Genomic DNA, 19,201 nt, shown 5'->3' with positions numbered 1-19,201 from the left:
ACGTTAGTCAAATGAAGGAGGCAGCGCCTTCTTCTTGGCTCCTTCACTCGCCTGTTGATCACGAAAAAGATGATCAAGCGGAGATCGTTTCAAGCGCACGAAAAAGCCCTGTCATTGATGTCTGCCGGACTGGCGTGATGACTCCGCCCAGCCGTCGGCTGCGGAACGCATGTGACGCACGGCGACGGCGGCCACATCGCCGGCCGAGTCGGACCCGGCGGCGATCTCCTCCAAGCGACTTCGCCAAAATTCCCACCGTTCGATGGTGAAGCCGCCAATGGTGAGGCCGTGTTGCACGGCGAGCGCGCCAAGGTCTGCTTTGGGGGCCGAGTAATCCAGAAGCGCGCCGGACCGGCGCGCCAAGGAGTGAAGCAGTCCGGAGCAGTGCACGAACCACGGAACGGCTGCGGGCAGGGTTTCAAGACCTGGTGACTCCTCTTCGAGACAGTCACGAATCGTCCAGATCGCGTAGAGAGCGAAGTCGACGCCGATCGCGGTCAACCGTGCGGCGAACGCGTTGTACAGAGGGAATCTGACGGCGGCGTCGGGGGCAAACGCCGCTCGGTCGAACTCTTCGCGCATCTCGGCCGAGAAGACGGGAAGGTCGGTGAAGACCGCCCAGCCCCAGAGCCGGCACTGCTCCTGTCCTGGCTCGCGGACGAGATCACCCTGGTCTTTGACGGCTTTCATCAGGAAGGCAAGTCGCCCGTGAACCCTATCGAGGGCAGCGGGGGAATCTCTGGGTGCGCAAGCGGCCTGGAGCACTGCCCGCGCGGCTTGCCACAAGATGCCCTCGACATCGTCCTCGGCCGGCCGACGGTGGTCGACGAAGGCACTCCGGATCGGCCCGACGAATTTCGTCACGGCCCGCTCCAGAGGCAACTCCTGGTCGACGGACAAGTACTCTCTCACAAGAGCCGTGTAATAGGGAAAGGCCGTTTCGTAGTCCAACAACTTGTTGCCGTCGGGATTGTAGGTGTTCATGTCGCTTCTTTCGTGTGTGACCGAGCGTCACTGCTGATCGTCTACTGTCCACAACACTAGCCTGATCAGCCGTCCAAGACGCTCATGACGCGCTGTCACAGCTGCTATTGCAAGCGCGACTGCGGCAATCCTTCTTGCTGCGGCCACGCCCGCCACTGCGGCGGAAACGGGCCGGTTGACGATCTGCTCGCGGGGCAACTACGCCTCGTTCATCACACTTCCTGCCCGCAACTGGAATACCACGACCGTCAGCAGGGGCACTTGCCGCAGCTTCTTCAACTTGGGCGCGCGAAACACTGTCGAACCCATCGAAGTTCATGGCGTCTTCAACGGCTCGTCGCACCTTCTGGATTCAAAACGGCGGGTTCCTGCCGAGCAGGGGCGATCTTGTCGCCACCTACGGCACGCCAGTGGGCGGGGATCACTGGGCTTCGACCCCTGCGACGTGAGGCGCGAAGGCGTACCGCCGTCCTTGAAACAAGGGACGCCTAAGTTCTATTGTCTCTGAATAACCCCGTGTCTCGCAACACAGCAGGATGACAAAGGAGACGTAACCGGATTCCTGCGCGAGACGTTGTCCGCGCAGGAATCCGGCGCATACCTCAGACCTGTCGCTGTCGGCGACAATGATAATTTTGAGGCCTTACCGACAACAACTCAACGGCGAGCGAGACGTCGACGCGGGCGATCCCGGCCAGTGCAAGGCGGACGAAAGTCACGTCGTCGAACCCATTGCGGCCCGACGGCCGGTGATGTTCGGCGGCGAGCCGGACGTGGTCGTTCTTGCGGTCGCCAATCACCTGTTGCCCTCTCTGGCTCGCGGACGCGCTTACATGGTTGAGGTGGAGTCGCTGAGGCGGCCGAGCAGCTCGCGGAAGATGGCCAGCTCTCCCTGGGACAGTGGCATTTCGCGCGTGCGGGCAAGCAGCATGAGCACATTCCTCGCGGCGACGCTGAGGTCTTCGATCTCGGCGTGCGCGGCGACGAGAACCGAAGCCAGCACTGCCTCTCGCGTTCGGTCGGACAACCCGTCCATTCCCGGGCTGTGTGCGCTCGTGATCAGCAACAGGGTAGCCCCCACCGTGGCCGCGTGAATGATCTGCACGGCGTCGTCCACCGGCATCCGCAACAGGCCCGCCTGGGAGATCCGGCTGACTATGTGCCGGAGGATGCGTTCACCCTCGGCTGCTGCGGGATGTTGTGTTGTCCGTGCGCCGCCGTACATCAGGCCGTAGAGCGTTGGATGACGCAACCCGAACTCGACGTGACCGTTCCACCCGCGTCGCAGGTCCTCGACGGGGTCGTCGGAGTTGGCTCGGTTGCGTTTCTCGGCCAGGTACCTCTCGAAGCCGTCGGCGACAACGGCGTCGAGAAGGCCCTTCTTGTCTTGGAAGTAGTGGTAAACCGTCGGCGGCGTCACGCCTGCGGCGGTGCAGACATCCCTGATGGAGGTGCCTTCGATGCCCGCCTTGGCCATCAACTCGGATGCCGCGGCGAGGATGCGTTCTCGCGCCTGTGTGTGTTGCCCGTCGCTCATGTAACACCACTATAGCACCACTTGTCAGCGGTAAAGCTGTCATGTAACGTCGATATAGAGATGTTCTAACGGCATCTCCGTGTGGCCCAAGGCGGGGCCTGGACATCGAAGGGTTCTCATGTCTCCGATCTCGCGACGTGCCCTGATACAAGCCGGCGGAGCCGCCGTCGTCGGGGCGGCAGCCTCTGCTCAAGGAGCGGCTGCTCAGCAATAGCAGGGCACGACCGAGCCCTTGATCACGCGGCGGATCCCCAAGTCGGGCGAACTGGTGCCGGCGATCGGGCTGGGCACCTTCATGACGTTCGACAAACGGCCTGGCGCTCCTCGTGATCATCTGCGTGAGGTGCTGCGCCGCTTCCACACCGGCGGTGGGCGGGTCGTCGACACCTCGCCGCTGTACGGGTTGTCAGAGGTCTCCGTCGGAGACTTCGCCGCGGGTCTGGGTATCACCGGAGAACTGTTCATCACCAACAAGACCTGGGCCACCGGCGAGTACCTGGGCGATGACAGCCACGCGCGGCGCCAGTTCGAGCAATCACTCAACCGCCTGTGGCGCGACCGCATCGATGTCGTGCAGGTGCACAGCCTCGTCAACGTCGACGCGGTGCTGCCGGTGTTGCGTGCCTGGAAGCGCGACGGCCGGATTCGCTACCTCGGCGTCACCCACCACATGTCGTCGTACGTGCCCTTCCTGGAGCAGTACGTCCGCGACGGCGACCTCGATTTCGTGCAGGTCTCGTACTCCATCAGGAACCGAGTGGCCGAGGAGCGGCTGCTTTCGCTGGCTGCTGACCACGGCACGGCCGTGATGGTGAACATGCCGCTGGAGAAGGCCCGCCTCCCGCATCTGGTGCGAGACCACCGGTTGCCTGGTTTCGCCGCTGAGATCGGTGCGACCACGTGGTCGCAGTTCTTCCTCAAGTGGATCCTCGGGCACCCCGCAGTCACCGTCGCGCTTCCCGCCACCACCAATCCCGACCACGCCGTGGACAACCTCGCCGCCATGCGGGGGCCGCTTCCCGACCAGCGGATGAGGGACCGGATGGTCCGGCATATGGAGACCATCCCTGGATTCGACCAGCTGCTTAGCACTCCGTGGTACCCGGGCAAGAGCTTCGACGGGCTCGTCCGACTGTCCTGATTGAACAACGAAGACATGACCTGAGGGAGTTCTTCCTTGAACAGCAGACATATTCGTGCGGTCTCGGCCATCGCCACCGCACTAGTCATGACCGTCCCGACCGCCACTGCGCATGCGCATCCCGGACACGGTGACCACCAGGTCGTCACGGCACCATCGTCAGAGCCCAAGTACGGCGAGGGATGGCGGCCGCTCGCGCCGATCGCAGGCGGCCCGCGCCAGGAACACAGCGTGGCGGCAGTGGGCACAGACGTGTACGTGGTGGGCGGTATCCGCCCGAACGGAGCCGGTGGCATGGTCACGGTGCCCGACGTCGAGGTCTACAACACCCGCACCAACACATGGCGCAGCGCCGCGCCGCTGCCGGTGCCTATGAACCACCCCAACATCGCCGCGGTCGGCGGAAAACTCTACGTCCTAGGCGGGCTGTCCGGTGGAGCGTCGTGGGAGGCGCTGCGCGACAGCTTCGTCTACAACCCCGCGACCAACCGCTGGACCGCGTTGCCTCCGATGCCCTCAGGTATCGAACGCGGTAGTGCCGCACTCGGTGTGCTCGGCACCCAGATCCACCTCGCGGGCGGTATGCGCTCTCTCACGCCAGGACCAGGTGGTCTGCAGGACACCGTCGCTTCCGTGCACTCCTACGACGTCATCACCCGGCGCTGGACGGCACTGCCTGATCTGCCGCAGGCCCGCGACCACGTCGGCGGTGCGGTCGTCGGCGGCACCTTCTACGTGCTCGGCGGCCGCGATCGCGGCCAGGTCAACGTCCGCGACACCGTCTACGCCCTGAGCCTGACCTCTGGCAGGTACACGCGATGGACTGAAAGCGCACCCATGCCCACGCCCCGAGGCGGCATCGCCACCGCCGTCATCGGAAAGATGATCTACACCTTTGGCGGAGAGGGCAAGGTCGGCAACGGTGCGAACACCGTTTTCTCCGAGACCGAGGCTTACGACACCCGCCGAAACCGCTGGGAACGCCTCGATCCCATGCCGGTCCCGCGACACGGCACGGCCGCGATCTCGATCGGCAACACAATCTACATCCCCGGTGGCGGGAATCTGGGCGGTGGCTCACCGATGACCGTCAACGACGCCTACCGCCCTCGGTAGCGGTTCGATTCACTTCAGCAGCACAGGGAGCACTTGAATGAAAAGGCGCGATCTCCTCAAGCTCGGCGCGGCCAGCGGAGCTCTGGTGCTAGCCAGTCCGGTGGCGGCGAACGCAACGCCCCGGTGGTTCAGCGGCGACCCCGCCGATCTGGCGAATCGGGCCTGGCTTCAGGTCACGGAGAACCTCTTGCGCGGGCTTCCCCGATCGGTGGTCCGGCAGGGGCGCAACGGCACTTCGTTGATGGTGAGCTTCCAGCCGCAGGCACAGCTCAACGGCGTGTTCTGCACCAAGAGGACCGTGGACCTGCGTGAGGTTGCCTACTACGCCGACCAGATGCCGGAGTTCGGTGTCGCCGCGTGGGTGATGCGCGTTCGCGGTGAGGCCAGCCAGGGCTTCGCGCAAACGGCTGCCGAGTACGGAAAGAACACGTTGCGGACTCGTACCCTCAGCTCTGTCGCGGCCGGTCAGGCAACGCTGCCCGCCGACATGCCCCAAGGGGTGACGGTCAGGCAGGTCACCGGCGCCCAGGCCGACATCTTCCGCGACATCGCTGTCCGCGCCACCGGTGTGCCCGCCGAGTACGTACGTGATCTGCTCGCAGCCAAGGCACTCGACCGGACAGAAGCTCGGCCGTACCTGGTCGAGGTCAACGGCACGCCTGCGGCCATCGGTGTCGGCTTCCGCGGAGCCGACGTGGTCGCTCCCTACTACCTGTTCACCGCGCCGGAGTTCTCGGGCCGCGGTCTCGATCGTCTGGTGACCGGCCGCATTTTGCGCGATGCGTTCCTGGCGGGTGCGCGCAGTGCTATCGCGACGATCGAACCCGGACAGGAGGAGCTGCTGTTATCACTCGGCTTCCGCGCCGTGGACGTGTGGACCACGGCGGCCTGAGGATCAGGCGTTGATGGATCACAGTGGCCGCCGGGCCGTTGGGACTCATCGGCGACAGGACGGACGCACCGACTTCCGCTGGCCATGAGCCGACGCCGTTCGGTATGACCTGCGAGGTCGGTGTGTTCGCCCTCCAGGGCTTGGGCAAGCACAATTCCGAAGCAAACTTCTACATCGAGGTTCCTCGGCGGCATTTCGCACCCGTGACCGTCGCTCTCACCACAGGCCCTTGAGCGTGCGGATCGGTCACCATTCGGCCACCGCCGTAACGGGAGAAGGACTCACGAGATGAATCGCGTATGAGCATCCGATCCGCTACCTCAGCCATGTTGACCTGCTTGTTCACCTGTGCGGTGGCACCGCCGTGGCCGATCAGGATCAGCCGTCCTGTACCGAGGCCGACGTTCCGGTGACTGCGTTGACCGTCACGGGAACGATGCACGGCACGCTTTGCCTGCCCGCAGGTTCCACTCCCTCTACCGTGTTCGTGCTGATGCCCGGTGCCGCGTACAACTCGGTGTACTGGGACTTCCCTACCAGCCGAACACCTACTCGTTCACCAGAGCAATGACCCAGGCGGGCTACGCCACGTTCGCTGTGGACCGCTTGGGCACAGGACAGAGCACCAGGCCGCTCAGCGCACAGTTGACCAGCTTGATCCAGGCCGACGCCGCGCTGGACGAGTCCACAAAGGACGTCGTTTCGTCCACAGAGGCGCCGGACGGGTTCGCGCTGGGAGTCTATGCGCCTTACTCGGCACTGATCACCGTGCCGGTGCTGGTGGCGATCGGCCAGCGGGACAAGCAGTTCTGCGGCCCGGTAATCCCGGTGTGCACGACCGCGGGCATCACCGCCTCGGAGGAGCTGTACTACGCGCCGGCGCCGTCGGTGGACGTCTACCTCCTGCCGAGCGCTGGACACTCGATCAACCTCCAACCCGGACGCGCCCGCACTGCACAATGCAGTGGTGGACTGGGTGAATTCGGCGCTGTGAAACGGTGTTCCGGTTGGCCATCGCAGAGTGGTCCGCCCTCGGAGTGACCGACCTCACCCGATTGAGGATTTGCCCTCACACTGATGTGAGGGTTTCAGGCTGGTGTTGTCCGACGCGGAACCAAGGCCTGCAGGCGGCTCCGCAAAGCACAACTCAGTCGAGGAGAAGACAGTGGCCATCGAAGACGACGTGCGATATCTGCTTGACCGTCTGGAGATCCAGGACAAGATCACGCTCTACGGCTTCGGCCAGGACCTCCACCAGGCGGACGCCGAGAACAAGAACATTCTCGAGGAGTGGAATCACATCTTCGCTCCGGAGGTGGTCATCGACGTGACCAGCCTTGGAGTCGGTGTGTTCAATCTCCAGGAGTACGCCGAGTTGATGCGCGGCGAAGGCTTGAAGGGTGGTGGCCTCGAAGTCAACTTCAAGGCGTGGCAGCACATCGAGGGGATCGGCAAGGTCGAGATCGACGGTGACACCGCGACCTCGATCGCGTTGCACTTCCACACCCATGAGGCGCGTAACTCGCCGGCGAACCTGATCGATGCCGGCTACTGGCACGACAAGTGGGAGCGCAGGGAGGATGGCTGGAAGATCGTCCATCGGCGCCACCAGTCCCTCTACACCAACACCTACCCGGTGATCGAGGGGCCCGCGTTCTTGCAGGACTGACCTCCCCGCCGCGAATGAAGTGCGGATGGCCGGTGTCACGCCCTCGGGGCATGGCACCGGCCAGGACATATCAGGAAGCGTCCTCGGCAGGAGTGCCGCCGGCTCGGAAGTACTGGAGACCGTCGAGGTACTCGGTCAACGCGTCCCGGTTCTTCGTGAGCGCTTCGATGCGCTCGGTCATGCGGTCGCGCTCTTCCGTCAACGTGGCGAGGAAGCCGGGCTCGGGGTTCTCGAAGTGGATCCCGTCTGCAGGTTCGGCGAGGCACGGCAGCACGTCTTTGATCATCTTGGTGGTGAGGCCCGCGTCCAGCAACTGCCGGATCCGGTTCACTCTTTCGACGAGCGACTCGTCGTAGCTGCGGTATCCGTTGCTTTCACGCCTGGGGCGGATGAGACCCTGCTCCTCGTAGTACCGGAGAAGGCGCGCCGAGACCGCAGTGCGCTCGGACAGTTCCTTGATCTGCATGTTGTGCCCGTGTACTCGCTCGATTTCTCCTATCGCGTTCGATAGTACTTCAAGGCCGCGTTGCCCATTCGAGCTCCGTCAGCACCGACCGGTACTGCTCGCCTGTCGCGTGCTGCATTCCCATCTCACACGTCCGATTCGTGGAGAGATACGCGTCGTACACCTGTCCGCCTATCTCGGCTGCCTCCGCGGCGGTTGCCGACTCGGTCAGCTCACGGTGAAGCAACCCTCGATCGCCAGCGAAGCCGCAGCATTGCGCGGTGATCGGAACTGTTACCAGCTCACTGATGGCAGCAGCTACCGCCTCCAGGTCGGGTTGATTGCCCAACTGTTGTCCTGAACAGGTCGGATGCAGTACGACCGAGGTCAGACGGCGGAACACCCGGAGCTGGGGCAGAAGTTCGCGTGCTGCCCAGGTCACGGAATCGACAATCCGCAAGCTCATGTGGCGTCGCCGGTTTTCCTCAGTCAAGTAGGGCACCACTTCACTGGTGATGCCGAGACTGCACGAGGTGGCATCCACAACGAGTGGAAGCCTGCCGCCGCCGGTCCAACGATAGGCGCTCTCCACCATCAGGTTGGCCATGCGCACGTTGCCCTCGTGGTATCCCTTCGAGTGCCAGATCGTCGCGCAGCACTTTCCGGACACGTCGTCAGGGATCGTGACCGGCAGTCCTGCTCTTTCGCTCAACGTGACGATCGTCTGCGGCAACGGAAGATCGCCCGGAGTGGGACCGGCGAAGATCCGGTTCACACAGGCGGGGAAATAGACAGCGGCGGCGTCGGCTTTGGTCCTGGGCAGAACCGGCGCCGGGCGCGGTATCTCCGGCAGCCACTCGGGGATGAGCTCGGCCGCTGCCGCTCCGCGTCGGAGCGTCCGGGTGGTCCAGCCGAGGAGACGATCGTCGATCCAGCTCGTGAATTGCAGCGCGAGCCGCAGCAAACGTTCGACCGTCCCGAACCTGTCGGCTACCGACTTCGCGACACGCTCTGCCGTCTCGGAATGCCGTAGACGGCGGAAGTCCTTCATCATGGCGCCGGTGTCGATGCCGACCGGGCAGGCGATCTTGCACGTCGAGTCACCTGCGCATGTGTCGACGCCGTGGTAGCCGTACGCGTCGACGAGCTGTTCGGTGACCGCGGCGCCGGGCTCCTGCCGATACATCTCGCGACGCAACGCGATTCGTTGCCGTGGCGTCGTCGTCACATCCCGGCTCGGGCACACCGGCTCGCAGAACCCGCACTCGATGCACGGGTTCCCGATGTCCTCGATGTGGGGTATCGACTTGAGGCCGCGCAGATGGGCCTGAGGGTCGCGATCCAGAATCACGCCTCGTCCCAGGACACCATGAGGATCGAAAGCCTGCTTCACCCGCCACATCAGCGCCGTCACCTCGGAGCCCCACTCCAGCTCCAGGAAGGGCGCGATGTTGCGGCCGGTCCCGTGTTCTGCCTTCAGCGAGCCGTCGAAACGCTCCACCGCCATGGAGCAGAATTCCTGCATGAACGCGTCGTACCGGCTGACGTCGTCTGGCTTCGCTGAGTCGAATGCGAGCAGGAAGTGAAGGTTTCCGTGGGCCGCGTGCCCTGTGACGGCCGCGTCGAACCCGTGGCGCTCCTGAAGCTCCAGCAACGCGTCGCACGCGTCGGCGAGGTGAGCCGGCGAAACGGCGAAGTCCTCTGTGATCAACGTGCTGCCCGGCGGGCGCGCTTTACCCACGGCGGAGATGAAGGCTTCGCGTGCTTTCCAGTAGGCTCGAATCTGCTTCTTGTCGCGCGTGAACGCGTTCGAGATCGAGTCGACCGGTACGGTCAGCGGGAACTGCACGAGCAGGGCTTGGGCCTTGCTCTCGAAAAGATCAAGGGTTTTTTCGTCCGGTGCCCGGAATTCGACGAGTAGTGCTGCTGCCGGCTTCGGCAACTCCGCCCAGTCGGCCGGTGCACCCTCGACTGCCGCGCAGGCGCGCAACGTGTTGCCGTCCATCAGTTCGACGGCTGAGGCACCCGCGTCCGCCAGTTTCGGCACCGCTGCGGCAGCAGCGTGGAGGCTGTCGAAGAACAGGAGGGCGGTGGACGTCAACCGGTTGAGCGGCACGGTGTCGAAGACGGTCTCGGCGATGAACCCCAGGGTGCCCTGTGAGCCCACCATCAACCCGCGGAGGATCTCGACGGGGTTCCGGCCGTCGAGGAACGCGTCGACGCGGTACCCGTTGGTGTTCTTGATGGCGTACTTGGCACGAATGCGCCGGACGAGGGCCGGGTCGGACTCGATCTCCGCCTTGATCGCCATGAGCTCAGCGCAGAGTTCTGGTTCCGCTTGCCACAGCTTGGTTTCCGCCTCCGCATCTGATGTGTCCACGACGGTGCCACTCGGCAACACGACGGTGGCGGATTCCATCAGCCGATACGAGTTGCGGGTGACTCCGGCGGTCATACCGGACGCGTTGTTGGCAACGACTCCGCCGACCGTGCACGCGATGGCGCTCGCGGGATCCGGGCCCATCAGCCTGCCGTGACGGACGAGGACCGCGTTCGCCCGCATGATCGTGGTGCCGGGCCGGATACGTGCCCGGTGCTTGTCGGGAAGGACTTCGATCCCGGCGAAGTGCCGGCGAACGTCGACGAGGATGTCCTCGCCCTGCGCCTGGCCGTTCAGTGAGGTTCCTGCGGCGCGGAAGACCACGTTGCGCCCGTTCTCACGAGCGAACCGCAGAACCGCCGCCACGTCGTCGATGTCTTCCGCGAGCACGACGACCTGAGGAATGAACCGGTACGGGCTCGCGTCCGAGGCGTACCGCACGAGGTCGTGCACTTGGTGGAACACTTTGTCTGCCCCGAGCAACTCGGTGAGGGCTGCTCGAAGGGACTTCGGCGTGCCGCTCGCCAGCGACGCGGGAACTCGGTCGGACATGGGTTTCGGCAGCGATGGTTCGAGCGCGGTCCGCCTCCTGCGGGTCATCGTGTGCCTTTCCGCGCCGACGTGTCCAATCTCCCCGAGCCGAGGAAGTCACCCAGGAGCGCGTGGAGGTCGTCCGGATGCTCGACGGGGATCCAATGACCGCAATGGCCGAACAAGTGAACGCGGACGTCGGAGAGGACCGCCCCGAGGTGCAGGGCTGCGTCCACCGGAACGACAGCGTCCTGCAACCCGTGGACGACCAAAGTCGGATGGGTGATGCGTCGCAGCGCTGAATCCGTCACCGTCACCGGTGGTCCACTCGCGAACTGCGCCTCGAAGGACCGCCGGACGTCGGGTCGGATGGCAATCGAGTAGTTCGTGGCTGCCAGCTCATCGACGTCAAACGGTATCGAGGCAGGGTCGTAAACGAACGACCTGTACATCGCAGCCAGTGTCGAGGGGCTCGGGTCGAGGTAGAACTCCATGACTCGCTGAAGTTCGCGTGTGACGGGCAAGTCGATCCCGGCAGCCGCGAGCAAAGCGGCTCGGTCAAATCTTTCCGGTGCCTCGCTCAGGAGCTGCAACGCGACGGCCGCACCCATCGAGCTCCCGACGAGGTAGGCCTCGGCAATGCCGTACCTGTCCAGGATCTCCAGGACCTGTTGGACACGCAACCGGTTCCACTGAACCATCGTCTTCGGCGGATCAGCCGGATGCCAGCTGTCGGCGAACCCGATGAAGTCGGGTGCCAGACAGTGATAGCGGTCGCTGAGTGAGTTGAGAGTGTTGCGCCAGTTGGACAGTCCACCGGCTCCCGGTGCCGCACCGTGCAGCAGGAGGACGGGCGGAGCCGCGGGGTCGCCCGCCCGGTGGACTGCCGCCGTGCCTCCGAACGACGGCAGGTCCAGCACGTCACGCGTGATGTTGTTGGTACTTCTCGAATCGATTGCTGACACCATGACCTCGCTCCAGGTGGTCCCGGCGGGTGTGCCAGTGCCGGCCGGAGACCACTCATCCGGCCGGCACTGGCTTCTCAGGCCGCTGTGACGGTGTAGGTCCGCGGCGTGAACTTGCCGGTGCGACGAGCCTCCGCCAGGAAGTCCGGACGCATGAACGCCCTGGGCTTGTCACCCGCCACGACGACCATCAGCAGCGCCGGCTCGTCGAGCTTGCCGTTCTCACTGGCGAGACACGTGAAGCGGCGGGACAAACCCACCGGGAACGTGATCGTGTCAAGCGCCTCGAGGTCGATGTGTTCGTCGTCGGCGTCGTTCCAGGTGAACCGCCAAATCCCGTTCATGACCACGAACGTTTCGTTGGTGTCGTGGTGGTGGGTCATGACACCGTGACCGGGCAGCGCCTCGACAAATCCGAGGTTGAAGCCTTCAGAGATCGGGATCGCCGAGTTCTCCGCGCCGTTCTTGCCCACTGGCGACATGACCTCCTGCCCGGGTACCTCGTCCGGCGGGTCGAAGCCGATGACGTTCAGGAGCGTGCGCTCACACCCGGCGATGTCACTGTCCGGAAAGCCACCTACGGAGCGGGTCAGGTCGGTGAACTTGGCGACGCGCTTGAGCATGTCCTCGCGGGACACATCCTTGGTCTCCATCGTCCACTCCTTTCGAATCTGTCGTCGGTCTTGTTCGACATGTGGATTTTCGGCTCGACCGGCCGGCTCCGTCACTGTCGGTCCGACACAGCCAACGGCTCGGTCTTGTTGCGAACGGCCAAGTTCCGTCCTCGCAGTTGACGAGTGTGCAACTCCTCGATCTCGTCGAGGCTCTTTCCCTTGGTCTCCAGCGCGGGCCAGACGTAGGTCCCAGCGGCGATCAGGGTGAACACCGCGAAGAACCAGAAAGCCGGCGTGATCGCGGCTGCCGTGGCGGCAGGGGTGAGGGCCGTGCCGGCGCCGGAGATGACAGCGAGGGCTGCTGGCCCGACAATCTTGCCGAGCCCTCCGAACCCGTACGCCGCGCCGACACCGCTCGCCCGGATATGGGCGGGGAACATCTCGGACCAGAACGGCAGTCCAACCGCGAACGAAGCATCCATGAAGGCCCACCCGATCAGCAGAATCGGGTAGAACAGCGCCACTCCGCCGACCGACGCGCCAGGCAGCACGGCGATCAGGATCATCGCTGCCGACGCGCCCGTCATCGCGATGAAACCCGTGCGCCTGCGGCCGAACCGGTCGCTTGCGCGCGCGCCGAGCACACGGCCGAGGAAACCGCTGAGACTGACGAAGAGGTAGAGAAACGCTGCACGAGCCGGCGTCACTCCGAGTTGCATGGCGATCAGCGTCGGCCCCCACAGGCTCGCCCCGTAGTAGGGAAGTTGCACGGCAAGGCTGTTCAGCCAGGTGAAACCGACACTCCGCCGGTAGCGGAACATGTCGCGCCATCGAGTGCGCGTGGATTCGACTTTGCCCGGAAGGATCACCTCTTCCGGCTTGATGTCGAGGATCCAGGCAACCGACCGCCGTGCCTCCTCTGGCCGCCCTTGGCGGATGAGCCACGTCGGGGACTCCGGCACGGCCACTCGTACGTAGATGCTGACCAGCGCCGGCAGCAGACCCAGGAGTACCAGGCCCCGCCAACCCACGACGGGGCCGAGGAACGCCGCTCCTGCGCTGCCGAGCAGCGTTCCCACGGGCACGAACACGACGACGAGCGCACCGAGGAAGCCCCGCCGATGGGCCGGCACGAACTCCTGCACCAAGGGCACGTCGACCACGATCAGGCCACCGACGCCAAAGCCGACCACGAGCCGGAGGAGCCCGAACAGCAGCCATCCTCCCTCAGGGACGATGGCGAGCGCTCCGGTCGCGATGGAGAAGACCAGGATGGTGGTGACGAAGATGCGCCTGCGGCCGTATCGGTCAGCGAGAGCGCCGAACGCGATGGAACCGAGGATGGCGCCGACTCCTGCGGTGAGAAGCATGAATGCGCTCTCTCCGTAGGTCAGCTGCCATGGCTCGGAGATCATTGTCAAGACGAATGCGACGATGAAGAAGTCGAAGAACTCGAGCATGGTGCCCAATACCGCCGCCGTGATGAGACCTTTTTGTCTCCGGTTGAGCGGTCGCTCGTCGATCTGGATGAACGAGGCACCTGAGGCGCTTGTGAGCATGATGGCCTCCGCGTCAGAACCCGGCGCGGACGCCGGAGGGGGAAGCGCTTGGCGTGATCGGGTCTTTCATGGTGACTCCTTGTCGACGGCGCTGCCGGAACCACGGGCTGAGCACAGTGTCCGAAGCCACACCTGCGGCGTCTGCGTCCGAAAAGGAGAGATCTGGGCAAGCGCTTCTTGCGATCGCACGAACGCGCCGGATCAACGGGCGGCGAGGACCAGCTGCAGTGCCAGGCGGGTTTGTGGATCTTCGAGGTCCAGCTCGGCGATCTCAGCCAGCCGCTTCAGGCGGTAGCGCAGTGAGTTGGCGTGGATGTGCAATCTGTCCGCAGCCGCGGAAACGTCACCGAACGAGTTCAGGTAGACACTCAGTGTCTCTTCGTAATCCGTGCTGTGCACACGATCGTGGTCGTTAAGTCGGTCCAACAGGCCACGCGTGAGCAACGGGCGAGCCCGCAGTCCGCTCACGACTTCGTGGAGGAGGATCTCGTGGCGCATGTCGCTGAAGCAGCCGAGTCGGCGCCCGCCCGAGCGGGACGCCAGAACGCGCATTGCCACGTCTGCTTCCTCTCGTGACATCGCGGCAGTCGTAAGTCCGTGTCGCACTGCGCCGGCCGCGGCACGCACGTCCACACGCAACACGCGCTCGAGGTGCGTCGCGGTTTTCTCGACGAGAACAGCCAGTCCGCGGTCATCGAGACTGTCAGCCGCGTTCAAGAGATAGATCTGCTGGTCGACTGAGCCGGCAAGGCCGGCATGCAACCTCATTTGCGCGAAGCGTGCCAGTTCGCGTACCGCCCGTGCCCTGACCCCCACCACGTCGGGAGCTTCCGCCTCGACCTCGAACACGACCACCGCGGTACCGACCGTTTCGTGGTCGACTTTGAGCACCTCCGCTAGCCGTGCAGCGGGCATGCCGCCTGCGAGGAACTGACGGAGGAGCCTGCCGCCGGGGTTCTCGTTCAGGGCCCAGCTGCGCCGTGCGAGCTCCGGCGCGAGGAGGCTCGCGAATTCGCGAGCGATGCGCTCGAAGCCCTCCGCGAACTCACCGGAGCCCTTCATGAACCAGAGGTAACCGACCAACTGGCCGGCGGTTCGGATGGGCTGGATATAGCGCGGAAGGGGCGAGCTCCACGGGATGTTCAGCCGGATCACGCCGTCCCCGTGTGCAAGCTGGTGCCGGACGCCTGACTCTTCCATCCAGCGCAGCCAGCGATCAGGAGTCCGACGGTTGAGAATTGCGGATCGCCTCGCCTCGTCGTTGGGCTGGCCTGCGATCGCGGAGTAAGCGAGCACGCGGAAGTCGACGTCCTCGACCACCACAGGTCCGTCGATCAGGCGCGCGATCGAGTCGACAACATCGAACAGATCCTCACCGCCCTCACCGTCCACCACGTCGTCGCGAAGCTGGGACCAAGGGGCTTCCGGCTCGCGCGCAACCTCGCTCACCGGAGGTAGTAGCGGATCAGTCATCAGGGGATCGTCCGTCTCCGCAGCGTCGATCGCAACATCGGATCGGGCCAGGCGATCGCTGGTCGGCGAGTGAACTCGTGCTGTCGGATCATTCACAGCACGCGCGCTGCGGCGATCCAGGCGCTGGAAGACCATCCGCGCCTGAATCGCCGGCTAAAGGTTGTCCCGTAATGATCAAGAGTGTTGGCGGGGCAAGCGCGGTGACAACGGTGTCACCTGCGGCCGTGGTCGTTCAGCCGGTCATGGCCAGGTTGCGCATGTGGGCGATGCCTCGGGTGGCGTGCCAGACGCCGTCGCGTTTGCGGCGACAGTTGCGCAGGATGTTCCAGGACTTCATGTGCGCCAGGGCGGGGTCTGTTCCCTAAATTGACCAGCGCGCCTTTTGTTGCTGCGTGTGGTCAGGCGGCGTGTTCAGGGATCAGCTGAGAGACGTCGTAGCCCTGTTCGATCAGCTCGGCGATGAGCCGGCGGGCGCGGTGTGCCTGGTGCTGGAGTGAACGGGGCTTGTGGTCGAAGTAGTCGGGGCCGAGGTCGTGGTAGGCGATCTCGAACGCGTTCAGAGCCGGTTTCCAGCGGATGGTCCAGCGTTTGCGGCCGGTGCCGGTCGGGTCCAGGCTCATGATGGCCATGTAGACGCATTTGAGCGCGGCCTGCTCGTTGGGGAAGTGCCCGCGGGCTTTGACGGCGCGGCGGATGCGGGCGTTGACGCTCTCGATCGCGTTGGTCGAGCAGATGACCCGGCGGATCTCCGGGTCGAACGCCAGGAACGGCACGAACTCTGCCCAGGCGTTGTCCCACAACCGCACGATCGCCGGATACCGGGCGCCCCAGGCCTCGGCGAACTCGGCGAACCGCTCCTTTGCGGCGGCCTCGGTCGGCGCGGTGTAGACCGGCTTGAGCGCCTTGGCGATGGCGTCCCAGTGCTGGCGGCCCGCGTAACGGAAGCTGTTGCGCGGCAAGTGGACCACGCATGCCTGGGTGATCGTCTTCGGCCGGACGGTGGTGATCGCGTCGGGCAGGCCGGTCAGCCCGTCGCAGCCACCATGAGCACGTCGGCCACGCCCCGGTTCTTGAGCTCGGTGAGTACGTGCAGCCAGTATTCGGCGCCTTCGCCGCCGTCGCCGGCCCACAACCCGAGGATGTCGCGGCGGCCCTCGCAGGTGACCGCGAGCGCGACGTAGATCGACCGGTTGGCGACCTGACCGTCGCGGATCTTGACGTGGATAGCGTCGATGAAGATCACCGGGTACACCGCGTCGAGGGGCCGGTTCTGCCATTCGACCATGCCCTCGACGACCTTGTCGGTGATCGTGGAGATGGTCTGGCGTGGTTATCGTTCGCTCACTTCGTCGTCGGTCTCGGCCCGTACTTCTCCAACCCGACCTTCAACGAGACGCCGATGTCGCCCTGGCCGATCGCCTTGGACGCTCCCACTTCACCCTTTGCCGGAGGGTTGTCCGAGGAGTAGACGACGTACTGGAACGACATTTGGTCCTCTACAACGACCGCACGCCTTGCCGCGCCCACTCCACTCTCTCCTGCTCCCGTGACACGCCGGCGTCAACCCCAATCGGTTCTGGTCCCGAAGGTGACCGTTGTGCGGTTCGCGGTGGTACCGCGCCGCTCGCCATGTAACCGCTACGGTCGCCGGTAGATCGAGTTATCACTGAAGTCCTCGTCCTCGACCGGCTTCGGTTTCCGCGGTTCAGGAGTACCGAACGCAGGCACCGACACCTCAGTGTCAAGGTGTCCTGTCTGTCCGCCGATCGCGTTCCGGAACTCGCCGAGCACGTTGGCCGCGGCACCTTCCCTCGCCTGCCGCACCAACTCCACGAGCCTCGCGGCGAGCTCCGGGTTCTGCGCGATCCTGAGATCGAGCAGGGCACCGTTCGGCGCCGCCGTCACGCTCAACGCCTTATCGTCAGAACTGACCGTCTGCCCCGCCATCTCCAGGTTTCGGCGGAACGCGACCGCGTTGCGTGGTCGCGCTGTGGTCGCACCCGGCTCATGCTCCGGTCCTGCGCTGCTCACAGGAGCAGACGGGCAGGAAGACCGGAGGAACTCGTCATGAAGAACCCGAACCGTGGTCGCGTTTACCGCCGTTGTGCCTGCCGCGGCGCTGACGGCCGACAACTCGGTGCCCGCTGCCCGCAACTGGCCTACCGCAAGCACGGAACCTGGACCTTCGCAGTCGATCTACCAACGCTTGACGGCAAGCGACGGACGCGCCGTCGCAGCGGCTTCGTGACCAAGGCGGACGCTCAGACCGCGCTGTGGAAGGTGCTGGAGTACGAACGCAGCGGCATCGTCGTAGACGACCGGCAGACGGTCGCCGACTACCTCATGAGTTGGTTGCGCGGCAAGGCGTCGACACTCAAGCCGACCACGATGGCGAACTACTGGTCCGTGATGCTGCTGTGTTTACTTGCCGTTGTTGTCCACGAGCTTCCGGACGTTCTGCTGGGTCAGGCGGACCTTGGCAAGGATCTCGTCGGCGGTGGCGGTCCACTTGAACGGTCGCGGGTTGGTGTTCCAGTGGGCGATGTAGTCGCGGATCTGCTTGATCAGCACCGTGACGGAGCTGAAGGTGCCGCGGCGGATGGACTGGCGGGGAGCCAGCGGCTCCTTATTCACTCCTTCATCCGCCTGTTGATCATGAAATTGATGATCAAGCGAAGATCGTTTAACGCGCACGAAAAAGCCCGCTGACCTGGGCTTCCACCCAGAATCAGCGGGCTGATTCAGACCGTCGGGACGACAGGATTTGAACCTGCGACCCCTTGACCCCCAGACACGGGTTCACCAACCGCTGACCTGCACAAACAGGTCCACTGACCGCAGTTGGGCGCACTTAACTGCCAATCAAGTGCGTTGGCGTTCGTTGTATCACAGCCCAAGATCTACTCTTTGCCCGAGAACGACATGACGGCGAAGGCCGCTGCAGTAAGGTCCTGTCAATTCCCGCGTCCAGCGCAAAGCGATCGTGGCCCTCACCAAAGTCCTGCCGCGCACTCACCAGGAAGATGGCCTCGCGATTCGCGAGCGGTCGCGGACGAACGTGATTCGAGTTGCCTATGGGCCAAATGCGACAGGACCGCACATGGCGGTCAGACGCCTGACCGCTATGTGAGAGATTCTCCACGTCGTGTCCGATAACCGCATGTAATCCCACCCAGCGACCGGTCGCTCCAGCTAGATGCTGCTATGGGCCGTCCCGACAGCGACCTTGAACTATCCTGTATAGACAGCCACGCACGGCCAATCCTCTTTGAGCAACACGTGATTAACTCACTTGACCTGACTCGACGCGCTACCTGAGCATGGGCGGCGGCCGACTCAAGCGTCATGGAGCTGCATGCAAGCCCGTGGCCGGGCCGCCGGATCGTGCTCGTCGCACTGGCCAGCTCCTGGTACCGATCACATCTGCCACTGCCTCCGTGGCATTGCCTGCTCCACCGAGGGTGGTGCATGTCCAGCGCGTGCAACCCTCCACCGCGAGGCCCGCCTTCCATTCGAAAATTCAGCCAAAGACCTTCGTATACTGCGCGAAGATCCCAGCCAGGCTCCTCTTCTGCCTCACCTCCCAGAATTCTTCAAGCAGTTCGAACAGCCTGGCGACTGCGACTGAGTTCTCCCCTTCCCCGACCAGTTCCGCAGGCGAATTCGGCGATCCTCCTGACAGGGAGTGCCTTACCACCAGCGCCTGCCAGCTCAGGTTTGCGCCGTCTCCCAGACCAGTGGCCAACCACTCGCGGAACCCGTCGAGAAGCCGCCAGGAATTCCCGGCATCGCAGCCGTTCACAAATGCGGCGGCGGCCACGAAAGAACCATCCAGCCCAAGCATTCTGGGACGGTCACGAGCCATCTTGAAGATCTCTAGGTAGTCCATGATCCC

18 protein-coding genes and 2 pseudogenes are annotated in these 19,201 nt (G+C 64.4%); 6 read left to right on the top strand and 14 right to left on the bottom strand.

Annotated features, from left to right (window positions below; genetic code table 11):
• Window positions 1-111 precede the first annotated feature (111 nt).
• The 3 genes from IG04_RS0140080 to IG04_RS0140075 all read right to left on the bottom strand — a co-directional run bounded on the left by IG04_RS0140080 (window position 112) and on the right by IG04_RS0140075 (window position 2,521).
• On the bottom strand, window positions 112-984 hold the full coding sequence (locus IG04_RS0140080; protein WP_030481980.1) for a DUF3632 domain-containing protein: 873 nt from the start codon (window positions 982-984) through the stop codon (window positions 112-114).
• Between the two features lie 602 nt (window positions 985-1,586).
• Entirely contained in the window at window positions 1,587-1,784 is a 198-nt protein-coding gene (locus IG04_RS46010) for a hypothetical protein (RefSeq protein ID WP_084402256.1), read from the bottom strand.
• A gap of 29 nt (window positions 1,785-1,813) precedes the next feature.
• A complete protein-coding gene (locus IG04_RS0140075) occupies window positions 1,814-2,521 on the bottom strand; it encodes a TetR/AcrR family transcriptional regulator (protein ID WP_036016855.1) in 708 nt (235 codons plus the stop codon).
• A 232-nt stretch (window positions 2,522-2,753) separates the two neighbouring features.
• Between IG04_RS0140075 and IG04_RS43425 the strand changes: the two genes are divergently transcribed.
• The 5 genes from IG04_RS43425 to IG04_RS0140045 all read left to right on the top strand — a co-directional run bounded on the left by IG04_RS43425 (window position 2,754) and on the right by IG04_RS0140045 (window position 7,339).
• Complete coding sequence (locus IG04_RS43425) at window positions 2,754-3,662, top strand: aldo/keto reductase (RefSeq protein ID WP_211257913.1); 909 nt, start codon at window positions 2,754-2,756, stop codon at window positions 3,660-3,662.
• A gap of 87 nt (window positions 3,663-3,749) precedes the next feature.
• Complete coding sequence (locus tag IG04_RS0140065; RefSeq protein WP_276326745.1) at window positions 3,750-4,778, top strand: Kelch repeat-containing protein; 1,029 nt, start codon at window positions 3,750-3,752, stop codon at window positions 4,776-4,778.
• A gap of 37 nt (window positions 4,779-4,815) precedes the next feature.
• Window positions 4,816-5,670: a GNAT family N-acetyltransferase gene (locus tag IG04_RS0140060; protein WP_030481977.1), complete on the top strand. Its 855-nt coding sequence runs from the start codon at window positions 4,816-4,818 to the stop codon at window positions 5,668-5,670.
• Window positions 5,671-6,324: 654 nt separating this feature from the next.
• Complete coding sequence (locus tag IG04_RS47005) at window positions 6,325-6,711, top strand: alpha/beta fold hydrolase (RefSeq protein WP_144065792.1); 387 nt, start codon at window positions 6,325-6,327, stop codon at window positions 6,709-6,711.
• Window positions 6,712-6,766: 55 nt separating this feature from the next.
• A complete protein-coding gene (locus IG04_RS0140045; RefSeq protein WP_159460537.1) occupies window positions 6,767-7,339 on the top strand; it encodes a nuclear transport factor 2 family protein in 573 nt (190 codons plus the stop codon).
• A gap of 70 nt (window positions 7,340-7,409) precedes the next feature.
• Here the strand turns inward: IG04_RS0140045 and IG04_RS0140040 are convergent, their stop codons facing one another.
• The 10 genes and pseudogenes from IG04_RS0140040 to IG04_RS0139995 form a co-directional block, all read right to left on the bottom strand.
• Complete coding sequence (locus IG04_RS0140040; protein ID WP_030481973.1) at window positions 7,410-7,805, bottom strand: MerR family transcriptional regulator; 396 nt, start codon at window positions 7,803-7,805, stop codon at window positions 7,410-7,412.
• A 49-nt stretch (window positions 7,806-7,854) separates the two neighbouring features.
• On the bottom strand, window positions 7,855-10,617 hold the full coding sequence (locus IG04_RS0140035) for an FAD-binding and (Fe-S)-binding domain-containing protein (RefSeq protein ID WP_211257911.1): 2,763 nt from the start codon (window positions 10,615-10,617) through the stop codon (window positions 7,855-7,857).
• Between the two features lie 143 nt (window positions 10,618-10,760).
• A complete protein-coding gene (locus IG04_RS0140030) occupies window positions 10,761-11,663 on the bottom strand; it encodes an alpha/beta fold hydrolase (RefSeq protein ID WP_051771863.1) in 903 nt (300 codons plus the stop codon).
• A 74-nt stretch (window positions 11,664-11,737) separates the two neighbouring features.
• Window positions 11,738-12,313 carry a cupin domain-containing protein gene (locus IG04_RS43420; RefSeq protein WP_051771859.1) on the bottom strand — a complete coding sequence of 192 codons (576 nt, stop codon included), beginning with the start codon at window positions 12,311-12,313 and terminating at the stop codon, window positions 11,738-11,740.
• Window positions 12,314-12,384: 71 nt separating this feature from the next.
• A complete protein-coding gene (locus IG04_RS0140020; RefSeq protein WP_063758373.1) occupies window positions 12,385-13,833 on the bottom strand; it encodes an MFS transporter in 1,449 nt (482 codons plus the stop codon).
• Window positions 13,834-14,034: 201 nt separating this feature from the next.
• Window positions 14,035-15,441, bottom strand: a complete 1,407-nt coding sequence (locus IG04_RS0140015) for a PucR family transcriptional regulator (protein ID WP_084402254.1) — start codon at window positions 15,439-15,441, stop codon at window positions 14,035-14,037.
• Window positions 15,442-15,538: 97 nt separating this feature from the next.
• Window positions 15,539-15,649: pseudogene (locus IG04_RS48480) on the bottom strand (IS5/IS1182 family transposase); the annotation flags it as partial.
• Window positions 15,650-15,827: 178 nt separating this feature from the next.
• Window positions 15,828-16,633 (bottom strand): annotated as a pseudogene (locus IG04_RS43415) (IS256 family transposase); the annotation flags it as partial.
• Window positions 16,634-16,647: 14 nt separating this feature from the next.
• Window positions 16,648-16,794, bottom strand: a complete 147-nt coding sequence (locus IG04_RS47000) for a hypothetical protein (protein WP_157513112.1) — start codon at window positions 16,792-16,794, stop codon at window positions 16,648-16,650.
• Between the two features lie 150 nt (window positions 16,795-16,944).
• Window positions 16,945-17,217: a hypothetical protein gene (locus tag IG04_RS0139995; protein ID WP_030481967.1), complete on the bottom strand. Its 273-nt coding sequence runs from the start codon at window positions 17,215-17,217 to the stop codon at window positions 16,945-16,947.
• Window positions 17,218-17,373: 156 nt separating this feature from the next.
• Between IG04_RS0139995 and IG04_RS46995 the strand changes: the two genes are divergently transcribed.
• Window positions 17,374-18,015: an Arm DNA-binding domain-containing protein gene (locus IG04_RS46995; protein WP_157513109.1), complete on the top strand. Its 642-nt coding sequence runs from the start codon at window positions 17,374-17,376 to the stop codon at window positions 18,013-18,015.
• Window positions 18,016-18,826: 811 nt separating this feature from the next.
• Here the strand turns inward: IG04_RS46995 and IG04_RS0139985 are convergent.
• Complete coding sequence (locus IG04_RS0139985; RefSeq protein WP_030481965.1) at window positions 18,827-19,195, bottom strand: hypothetical protein; 369 nt, start codon at window positions 19,193-19,195, stop codon at window positions 18,827-18,829.
• Window positions 19,196-19,201 lie beyond the last annotated feature (6 nt).

The sequence above is a fragment of the Lentzea albidocapillata genome (genome assembly GCF_000719115.1).
GTDB lineage: Bacteria > Actinomycetota > Actinomycetes > Mycobacteriales > Pseudonocardiaceae > Lentzea > Lentzea albidocapillata.
The sequence above is the reverse complement of the archived record's forward strand: the minus strand, read 5'-3'. Positions and strand labels throughout refer to the sequence as shown.